The 9,537-nt window shown below is 73.7% G+C and carries 8 protein-coding genes; 3 read left to right on the top strand and 5 right to left on the bottom strand.

Annotated elements, in window-relative coordinates; all coding sequences use genetic code 11:
- Positions 1–118 precede the first annotated feature (118 nt).
- From B4E97_RS09870 to B4E97_RS09855, 4 genes are read right to left on the bottom strand one after another with little or no spacing between them, the layout of a single operon-like run.
- Positions 119–1,429 (bottom strand): DUF58 domain-containing protein, encoded by a 1,311-nt coding sequence (locus B4E97_RS09870; RefSeq protein ID WP_286959707.1) that lies wholly within the window; start codon positions 1,427–1,429, stop codon positions 119–121.
- Positions 1,426–2,409, bottom strand: a complete 984-nt coding sequence (locus B4E97_RS09865) for an AAA family ATPase (RefSeq protein WP_239261698.1) — start codon at positions 2,407–2,409, stop codon at positions 1,426–1,428. Before B4E97_RS09865 ends, B4E97_RS09870 begins: the two co-directional genes overlap by 4 nt.
- The gene (locus B4E97_RS09860) at positions 2,406–2,909 is read right to left on the bottom strand and encodes a hypothetical protein (RefSeq protein ID WP_286959705.1); all 504 of its coding nucleotides are present in this window, start codon (positions 2,907–2,909) and stop codon (positions 2,406–2,408) included. The genes B4E97_RS09865 and B4E97_RS09860 overlap by 4 nt, the downstream gene beginning before the upstream one ends.
- Positions 2,906–3,658 carry a DUF4129 domain-containing protein gene (locus B4E97_RS09855; RefSeq protein WP_286959704.1) on the bottom strand — a complete coding sequence of 251 codons (753 nt, stop codon included), beginning with the start codon at positions 3,656–3,658 and terminating at the stop codon, positions 2,906–2,908. The genes B4E97_RS09860 and B4E97_RS09855 overlap by 4 nt, the downstream gene beginning before the upstream one ends.
- Before the next feature lie 142 nt (positions 3,659–3,800).
- On the opposite strand from B4E97_RS09855, the gene B4E97_RS09850 reads away from it, so the two are divergent.
- Entirely contained in the window at positions 3,801–4,397 is a 597-nt protein-coding gene (locus B4E97_RS09850; RefSeq protein WP_239261704.1) for a hypothetical protein, read from the top strand.
- The gene (locus B4E97_RS09845) at positions 4,394–5,962 is read left to right on the top strand and encodes an acetyl-CoA acetyltransferase (RefSeq protein WP_286959703.1); all 1,569 of its coding nucleotides are present in this window, start codon (positions 4,394–4,396) and stop codon (positions 5,960–5,962) included. Before B4E97_RS09850 ends, B4E97_RS09845 begins: the two co-directional genes overlap by 4 nt.
- Positions 5,963–5,978: 16 nt before the next feature.
- Here the strand turns inward: B4E97_RS09845 and valS are convergent, their stop codons facing one another.
- A complete protein-coding gene (gene valS / locus B4E97_RS09840; protein WP_286959702.1) occupies positions 5,979–8,612 on the bottom strand; it encodes a valine--tRNA ligase in 2,634 nt (877 codons plus the stop codon).
- A gap of 99 nt (positions 8,613–8,711) precedes the next feature.
- Here valS and B4E97_RS09835 point away from each other — a divergent pair, with 99 nt between their 5' ends.
- Positions 8,712–9,482, top strand: a complete 771-nt coding sequence (locus B4E97_RS09835; RefSeq protein ID WP_286958404.1) for a lysophospholipid acyltransferase family protein — start codon at positions 8,712–8,714, stop codon at positions 9,480–9,482.
- Positions 9,483–9,537 lie beyond the last annotated feature (55 nt).

Here is a 9,537-nt window from a genome sequence, read left to right as displayed (position 1 = left end):
CCACTCAACGGGGCTCTATCGCGGGTGAGGACGCGCTCGATCCCGGTCGCGCCCGTCGTCCCCCTCGCGGCCCGCGCGCCCCTCGTGCCGCGCGCGCCTCTGGTAGCCCTCGTGCCGCTCATGCCCTGGCTCGTTCGTGACGGGCCTGCAGCCGGCGAAGCAGCTCCTCGACGGAGGAGGCGTCCTGCCAGGCGACGACGGGGATGCCCTCGTGCTCGAGCAGGTCTGCCGTGCGGCGGCGTTCGAGGGTGAGGAGGCGCCAGGCGATCGTCTCGACGTCCTCGTCGACCACCGTGGCGGTGGGGGTGACGTCGATGCACGCCACGTCCAGCCCGCGCCTCGAGAGGGCGACCACGGCGTCGACCACGACGCGCGAGGTGAGCGGGGTGAGGGCCAGCAGCAGCGATCCGGGCGTGAGGCCCAGGCTCAGCTGTTGCACGTCGGGCTGACGGTCGCTGGCGGGGTCGACGGTGGCGAGGGCGCCGAGCAGTCGCTGCCGGTGGCGGCGGCCGGTCCCGGCGGGGACGGGCAGGACACCGGTGTCGCCGAGCACGCGCAGCCCCACGCGGTCCCCGGCCGTCGTGAAGTGCCCGGCGACGTGGGCCGCGGCCTGCACCGCCGCCTCCACGCTGCTCGGGACGCCGGGGTCAACGTGCGGTATGTCGCTGAGCACGTCGACCAGCAGCATGACCTGGGCGTCCTGCTCGGCATACATGGTCCGGGCGTGCAGGCTGCCGGTGCGGGCGGAGGTCGGCCAGTGGATGCGCCGGATCCGGTCACCGGGGCGGAAGGCCCGGATCTCGGCGAACTCCGAGCCCTCGCCGGCGCGGCGGGACAGGTGACGGCCGAGCTGCTGAGCGGGCCGCAGCTGGTCAGACCGGAGCGGAAGCCGCTCGGGGGAGGGCAGCGCGAGCAGCCGGTGGCCCTCGCCGGCCCGGAACCGGCTGGAGTGCGCCGCCCAGGCGGACGACAGGCGCACCTCGCCGCGGCCGACCGAGTGCCGCCCCCACACCTCGGGCGACACCAGCTGCTCGCCGTGGTGCCGCTCGCCCTCGAGCAGGGTGCTGGTGGCGCCGTGCCGCACCTCGGGCCGCAGCCGGTCGCTCGGCGCCAGGTCGACGCCCAGGGCCTCGGCGCGGGGGTCGTGCGCCACGTCCACGGTGACCGTGGTCGTGGAGCCCTCGCGCAGACGGTCCGACCGGACGCCCGTCCGCAGCAGGCTGGGTCGCTCGGGCCGGCCCAGCGCGCCCAGGAGTGCGACGACGAGCAGCGGTATGGCGACCACGAGCAGGTCCGTCCGGTGCCCCAGCACGGCGGCGACCGCGAGGGCCACCCCCACCCCCACGACGGCGAGGTGGTGCGGCGTCGCCGACCAGGCCGCCTGCCGGGCCGCGGCGTCGGGGCGGCCGCCCCGGGCGGGTGCCGTCATCGGCCGTGGCCACCGGTGAGGGCGGCGGGCGTGGGCACGGTGTCGAGCAGGGACCGCACGATGGTGACGCCGGACACCTGCGTCATCCACAGCTCGGGCTTGATGGTGAGGCGGTGCGCGAGGGCGGGGACGGCGACGTGCTTGACGTCCTCCGGCGTGACGTAGTCCCGGCCCTGCACCACGGCATACGCACGGGCCACCGTCACGAGCGCCAGCGAGCCGCGGGGAGAGCTGCCGACCTGGACCGAGCCGTGCCGGCGCGTGGCACCGACCAGGTCGACGCAGTAGTCGACGACGGAATGGTCGACCTCGACGAGCTCGACCGCGCTCTGGGCGTCGAGCAGCTCGCCCGGCGCGAGGACCTGCTCGACCTGCTGCTCCTCGGCCCGGCGTGCGAGCCGGCCCCGCACGACCTCGGCCTCCTCCTCGGGCGTCGGGTAGCCGAAGGACACCCGCAGCAGGAACCGGTCGAGCTGGGCCTCGGGGAGGGGATAGGTGCCCTCGTGCTCGACCGGGTTCGCGGTCGCGAGCACGTGGAACGGCGCCGCCAGGGGAAAGGTCCGGCCCTCCACCGTGATCTGGCGCTCCTGCATCGCCTCGAGCAGCGCCGCCTGGGTCTTGGGCGGGGTCCGGTTGATCTCGTCGGCGAGCAGCAGCCCGGTGAACAGCGGCCCCTCGCGGAACTCGAACTCGTGGGTGGCCTGGTTGTAGAGGAAGGAGCCGGTCAGGTCCGAGGGCAGCAGGTCGGGGGTGAACTGGGCGCGGGTGAAGGTCAGGCCCAGCGCCTGCGCGAACGAGCGCCCGGCCAGCGTCTTGCCGAGGCCGGGGTAGTCCTCGAGCAGCACGTGGCCGCCCGCGAGGATGCCGGCGAGGACGAGCTCGAGGCCCGCTCGCTTGCCGACGACGGCGGTCTCGACCGCATCGAGGACCCGGACGCACGTGAGCGTGGCGTCGGTCGGGCGGGAAGCGTTGCTGCTCATAGGTTCTCGATCCTCGCGATCAGGCTGGTGAGCGCTCCTTGCGAGCGCGGAGGGGTCTGGGGGTCGTCGACCAGGCGGGAGAGCTCGGGGCCGAGCAGCTCCCTGGCGCGGTCGGGGTCGGTGGCGCGGTCCACGCCGTGGTGGGTGAGGAGCCGGTGGTCGACCAGGTCGATCAGCAGCGGCGACAGGGTGCGCTCCCAGGTGCGGCCGTCGCGCAGGCCGTGGACCGCCCAGGTGAGGGCGCTGAGGCGCCGGTCGTGGGTGAGGGTGTGCCGGACCTCCCGGTCGCGGGCCCACGGCGCGGACCAGCCGGATCGTTCGGCGCGCGCCCGGTCCGCGAGGCGCCACCAGGTGGCGAGGATCTCCGCGATGGCGGCGGGTACGACGACGGGGTGGAGCCGCAGGCCGAGCAGGGATGCGCCGCCCAGGACCACGAGGCACAGGACGAGTCCCGCCAGGACCCGGCGGGTCAGGGTGCGGCGGGTCAGGGTGCGGCTCATGGGCGCTCTTCGTCGCGGGCCGCTGCTGTGCTCGGGGCGGTCGCCGCGGTGCTGGTAGCGGTGCCACGGGCGAGGAGGGCGTCGTGGAGGCGGTCGAGCGCCATACCGGCGGAGCTCCGCAGCTCCTCGTCGACCTCGTGGCTGGAGAACCTCGCCTCGCGGTAGGCCTCCGCCAGGGCGGCGATCGCGTCCTCGGGCACGTGCTGCTCCGCCAGCACGCGGCGGGTGAACTCGGCGGACGTCTCGGCCTCGCGCCGGCTGCTGCCCGCGGCCGCGGCCAGTCGCTCGAGCTCGACCCAGCACGCGACGATGCCGTTGCGGGGCGTGCCGCCGGCCAGGGCGACGCGCTGCTGTCGCGCGGCCTCCTCGTCCAGGACAGGCTCGGGCACCAGGTCCGGACCCAGCGACGAGTCCTCCCGATCGTCGCGCGGCAGGGCCCGCAGCCGCCGGACCACCGTGCGCGCGACGACCACGGCGAGGACGAGCATGGCCGCGACGAGCAGCCAGGGGAGCCAGGCCGGCAGGCCGTCCCACCCGCCCCCGCCCTGGGGCCGGACGGGGGTCGCCGGAGGGCTGCCCACCGCCGAGGCGGGCAGGGACCGTGGGTCCTGCACCTCGCGCTCGGGCTGCGCCGTGGGCGGGGGCCCCGACGTCACGAGGGCCGGGCCGCGCACGGTGGCCCAGACGAGCGCGGCCGTCACCAGGGCCAGGGCGCCGGCCAGCAGCCCCAAGCGTCCTTGCGTCCTCACCGTGCCTCCACCCCCGTCGGTCCGTGCTCAGTGACCAGGCCCAGTGCCCAGTGCCCAGTGCTCAGTGCTCAGTGCTCAGTGATCCTGCCACGCCCGCCGGGACGGGGTGGGCACGGGCGCCCCGACGTGGTGAGGTGGTCCCATGGCTCCTGCCTTCGCCCTGCGCCGTGGTGTCCCGGCCCCACGGCAGTCGACGCCCACGACCTGTGGGTCGACCTGCCTGGTGGTGGCCCGCATGCTGACGGACCCGGCGTATGCCGAACGCGTGCGGCGACATGGCCTGGTCCCCGAGGAGCTGGTCGTCCGCAACCGCACCAACCGCCTGCTGGCGAGCCCCGTGTCCTGGCAGCTGCCGTGGCCGCGCGCGCTCGGGACGCCGCCGTGGGGCGCGGGGCACGAGCTGGCCCGGGTGCTCGGTCTGCGTCGCCGGGCCGTGCGCTGGCGCGTCGTCCGGTGGGCCGGCCGAGCCGAGCGAGCGGAGCTCCTGCGCGCCTGGGAGGCCTCCCTCGCCTCGGACGGACCGGTCCTGCTGTATGTCGGGAGCCGGTGGCTGCCTCGTCACGTGACCATGCTCGTGCCCGCCGCCGACGGTGCGGGGGTGGACGTCTTCGAGCCGTCCGCCGGCGAGGTGCTGGAGCTCGACCTGGCGGCCTTCATCGACGGGCGGGTGTCGTTGGCCGGCTGGAGCACCCCCTGGCTGGCCGTGGGGGCGGTCGTCGGACGGGGAGGTTCGTCGTGACCGTGGCCCCCGCGACCGTGCTCGGCCTGCCCGTGGGCCTGAACCCTCGCACCCCGGTCGTCATCGGGGTGGGGGAGTGGAGCGAGCGGCTGGGTGACCCGGCCTACGCCGCGCTGTCACCGGTGGCGCTGGCGGCCCGGGCCGTCGAGCAGGCCCTGGCGGACGCCGCTCCGGGCGCGGGCGCGGGGGCGCGGGCGTTGCGCCGGGCGGTCGACGTGGTGGCCGACATCCCGCAGTTCGAGGTCTCGACGCCGGACGCCGTCGCGCCGCTGGGCCGCTCGGACAACGTGCCGCGATCGGTGGCCACGCGCACAGGACTGCGCCCGCGCCACGTCCTGACCGACGTGGCCGGCGGGCAGGGTTCGCAGCACCTCGTCACAGAGCTCGCCGCGAGCATCGCCCGCGGCGACTGCGAGGTCGCGGTGGCGTGCGGCGCCGAGGCGCTCTCGACCATGCGGCACCTGCTCTCACGCCCCGCGGCCGAGCGGCCGAGCTGGTCCGAGGCCGTGGGCGGTCAGCACGAGGGGCGCGGGCACGGCCTCGAGGGGCTGGTGGACTTCGACGACTCCGGCCAGATCGACGCCCCCCGCCTCTACGCGTTGCTCGAGCGGGCCCGGCAGCGCCGACTGGCGCAGGCGGGGATGGACGACCCGGACTACGGAGCCTCGATGGGCGAGCTGTTTGCGCCCTTCACCCGGGTCGCGGCCCACCACCCGCACGCAGCCCTGCGCGAGAACCTCTCTGCCGCAGACCTGCTCACCGTGACGCCGCGTAACCGGATGGTGGCCGAGCCCTATCCCAAGCTCCTCGTCGCGCGCGACCTGGTCAACCAGGGCGCCGCCGTGATCGTCGCGTCGATCGAGCGCGCCGCGAGCCTCGATGTGCCGCAAGACCGTTGGGTCTATCTGCACGGGCACTGCGACACGGTCGAGCGGCCCCTGCTGGAGCGACCGGACCTCGATGCCTACCCGGCCGGCGTCGCCGCGGTGCGGTCCGCCCTGGAGGTGGCGGGCACCGGCCTGGACGAGGTGCGCCACCTCGATCTCTACTCCTGCTTCCCCGTCGCCGTGTCGTCGGTGTGCGACGGGATCGGCCTCGCCCCGGACGACCCGCGTGGGCTCACGCTGACCGGCGGGCTGCCCTACTTCGGCGGCCCCGGCAACGACTACACCATGCATGCGATCGCCGAGGCCGTCCGCCGGTTGCGCTGCGCCCCAGGGGACTTCGCGCTCACCACCGGCAACGGTGGAGTGCTGTCGAAGTACTCGGTCGGGCTGTGGTCGACCACCCCACGGGCCTGGCGACCGGGCGAGTTGGCCGCCGTGCAGCGCCGGCTCGACGCCGCGCCGACCGTGCCCCACCGTGCCCCGGGGCAGCACACCGCACCGACGGCGGGCGCCGGCATACGGGACGGCCTGGAGACCTGGACGATCACGCACGCCAAGGACGGGGCGCGCGAGGCGACCCTGGTGGTCCGCGACGCCGACGGAGTGCGCTCGATGCATCGCACCAGCGACCCAGCCGTCCTCGCCGAGCTGGCTGAGCTGACGGACCTGACGGACTAGGCCGGCGTCGCGGGGGTCAGGCCTTCGGGCGCTTCTCGGCGGGGATCAGCACGACGTCGCTCACCGCGAGCGCCTCGCCCTCGCCGTAGGTCAGGCCGCTGATGTTGCCCGTGGCGCGCAGGTCGGCCTCGGCGAGACGCAGCTGCTCGACCTGGGCGGCCGGCGCCGTCAGCGTCATCGCGGTGATCTCGCTGCGCATGCCCACCTTGGCCTCGGACTTGCCCTTGCGGACCCCCACCAGCGCGTTGGAGACGGTGCCGAGCAGCGACGAGTCACCCAGGGCCGCAACGGTGCTCAGCTCGTCCGCGGTCGGCCACGGCTGACGGTGCACCGTGCCCTCGCGGAACCAGCTCCACACCTCCTCGGTAGCGTAGACGAGGACGGGGGCGAACAGGCGCAGCAGCACGTCGAGCGCGATGCGCAGCGCGGCGCGGGCGGACGCGGCGCCCTCCTCGCCGCGGCCACCGTGGGCGCGGTCCTTGACCAGCTCGATGTAGTCGTCGCAGAAGGTCCAGAAGAACGTCTCGGTGGCCTCGAGGGCGCGGGTGTAGTCCATCGCCTCGTAGCCCGCGCTCGCGGTGTCGACGACCTCGGCCAGCGACGCCAGCATCGCCCGGTCCAGCGGCTCGGTCACCTGCGCGGTCAGGTCCCCGGAGACCTCGCCGAAGGACAGCGCGAACTTGCTGGCGTTGAGCAGCTTGATGGCCAGGCGGCGGCCGACCTTCATCTGCGCCTCGTCCAGCGCCGTGTCCGTCCCGAGGCGAGCAGCCCCGGCCCAGTAGCGGATCGCGTCGGTCCCGTGCTGCTTGAGCAGGTCGATGGGCGTCGTGGCGTTGCCCTTGGACTTGCTCATCTTCTTGCGGTCGGGGTCGAGGATCCAGCCGTTGACGGTCGCGTCGGTCCACGGCAGCGAGCCGTGCTCCAGGTGGGCGCGCACCATCGTCGCGAACAGCCAGGTGCGGATGATGTCGTGCCCCTGGGGACGCTGGTCGAAGGGGAAGATCTTGGCGAACAGCTCGGGGTCCGAGCCCTGCCCGCCCGCGCGCCAGCCCGCCGCGATCTGCGGGGTCAGCGAGGAGGTCGCCCACGTGTCCATGACGTCCGCGTCGCCGACGAAGCCACCGGCCTGGCCGCGCTGGGACTCGTCATACCCTGGGGCCGGCTGCGAGGCCGGGTCGACCGGCAGCTGCTCCTCGGTCGGGACGATCCGCTCCTCCCAGCGGACCTCGCCCTGCTCGTCCACGCGGTACCACACGGGGATCGGCACGCCGAAGAAGCGCTGCCGCGAGATCAGCCAGTCGCCGTTGAGGCCGCCGACCCAGTTGTCGTAGCGGGACCGCATGTAGGACGGGTGGAAGTCGAGCTCGCGCCCGCGCGCCCGCATCGCCTCGCGCAGGTCCTCGTCACGACCGCCGTTGCGGATGTACCACTGGCGGGAGGTCACGATCTCGAGGGGCTTGTCCCCCTTCTCGAAGAAGTTGGCCTTGCGCTGGGTCTTGGTGGGCTCACCGTCCAGGTCGCCGGAGCCGCGCAGCGCGTTGACCACGGCCTCGCGGGCGGAGTGCGTGGTCTTGGTGGCCATCTCGGAGTAGATCTCGCGACCGGTCTCGGACCTGATCCAGTCCGGGGTCTCCGCCTGGATGCGGCCGTTGCGGGTGATGACCGAGCGCATGGGCAGCTGCAGCTCGCGCCACCACTGCACGTCGGTCAGGTCGCCGAAGGTGCAGCACATGGCGATGCCGACGCCCTTGTCCATCTCGGCGGCCGGGTGCGCCAGGATGGGCACCTCGACGTCGAAGAGCGGGGATCGCACCGAGGTCCCGAACAGCCCCTGGTAGCGCTCGTCGTCCGGGTGCGCGATCAGCGCGACGCAGGCCGGCAGCAGCTCGGGCCGGGTGGTCTCGATGTAGACCTTGTCGCCGCCGGGGTCGTGGAAGGACACCCGGTGGTAGGCACCCGGGTAGTCGCGCGCCTCGAGCTCGGCCTGGGCCACGGCGGACTGGAAGGTCACGTCCCACAGCCCCGGCGCCTCGGCCTGGTAGGCCTCGCCGCGCGCGAGGTTGCGCAGGAAGGCCTGCTGGGCGGTGGCGCGGGAGTGGTCGTCGATGGTGCGGTACTGCACGTCCCAGTCGAGGGACAGGCCGAGATAGCGGAAGGTGTCCTCGAAGGTCACCTCGTCCTTGACCGTGAGGATGTCGCACAGCTCGATGAAGTTGGCCCGGCTGACCGGGACCTGGTCGGCGGCCTTGACCGACTTGCCGTCGGCACCCTCGTGCGGCGGGCGGAACTCCGGGTCGTGGTGCAGGGTCGCGTCGCCGCGGACCCCGTAGTAGTTCTGCACGCGGCGCTCGGTCGGCAGGCCGTTGTCGTCCCACCCGATCGGGTAGAACACCTCGTAGCCCGCCATCCGCTTGTAGCGGGCGATGCAGTCGGCCTGCGTGTAGCCGAACACGTGGCCGATGTGCAGCGAGCCCGACGCGGTGGGCGGGGGCGTGTCGATCGCCCAGATCTGCTCGCGCGGCAGCTCCATCGCCCGGGCCTTGTCGAAGCGGTAGGTCCCCTGGTCACGCCATACCTGCGTCCACTTGTCCTCCAGGCCGTCGAGCGACGGCTTGTCCGGGACGTGGGTGCGGGGCGTGTCGGTCGTCATACGCGCGATCATCCCAGAGCGCGAGCAATGACGGCCAATCCGCTCGCGGCCGGGGCCCTCGTCCTCGGGCAGGGGTGACCGACCGGTAGGGTCCGTGCCATGGCGAGCTTCTGGCAGATGCTGCGGCGGGACCCGGTCTACACCCCCGTGATCGGGGCGTTCAAGGGAGTCTTCGCGCTGCAGGGACTGCGCTTCCGGATCACCGGCGGCGACAACGTCCCCGGCCAGGGTCCCGCGGTGATGATGATCAACCACACCGGCTACTTCGACTTCACGTATGCCGGACTGGCGGCTCTCCCGTCGCGTCGCCTCGTCCGGTTCATGGCCAAGAAGAGCGTGTTCCGCCACCCGGTGAGCGGTCCGCTGCTGCGCGGCATGCGGCACATCTCGGTCGACCGCTCGGCCGGGGCCGCGTCCTACGAGACCGCCCTGGAGGCCCTGCGCTCCGGCGAGATCGTCGGCGTCTTCCCCGAGGCGACGATCTCGATGTCCTTCGAGCCCAAGGCGTTCAAGACCGGAGGGGTGCGCATGGCCCAGGCCACGGGCGCACCGGTGCTGCCCGTCGCGATCTGGGGCTCGCAGCGCGTCTGGACCAAGGGCCACCCCAAGCGGCTCGGCCGCAGCAACGTGCCCATCGGCATCACGGTGGGCGAGCCGATCCGGGTCCGTCCCGAGGACGACGTCGTCGAGGTGACGGCGCACGTGCGCGAGACGATCACGCGGATGCTCTACGCCCTGCAGGACGCCTACCCGCCCGTGCCGGAGGCCGAGCAGCACCTGGTGCCGGTCCGCCTCGGCGGGACGGCGCCGACGCCCGAGGAGGCGGCCGTGCTCGAGGCGCGGCTGCGCGCCAAGGGCGTCCAGGGCTGACCTACCGGGGGCGGGATCATCAGCCTGGCGAACGACGGAAGTTGTCAACCTGTCT

The sequence above is a fragment of the Arsenicicoccus sp. UBA7492 genome (genome assembly GCF_002479615.1).
GTDB lineage: Bacteria > Actinomycetota > Actinomycetes > Actinomycetales > Dermatophilaceae > Arsenicicoccus > Arsenicicoccus bolidensis.
Note: the sequence above shows the minus strand (reverse complement) of the source record. Positions and strands in the feature narration are given on the sequence as shown.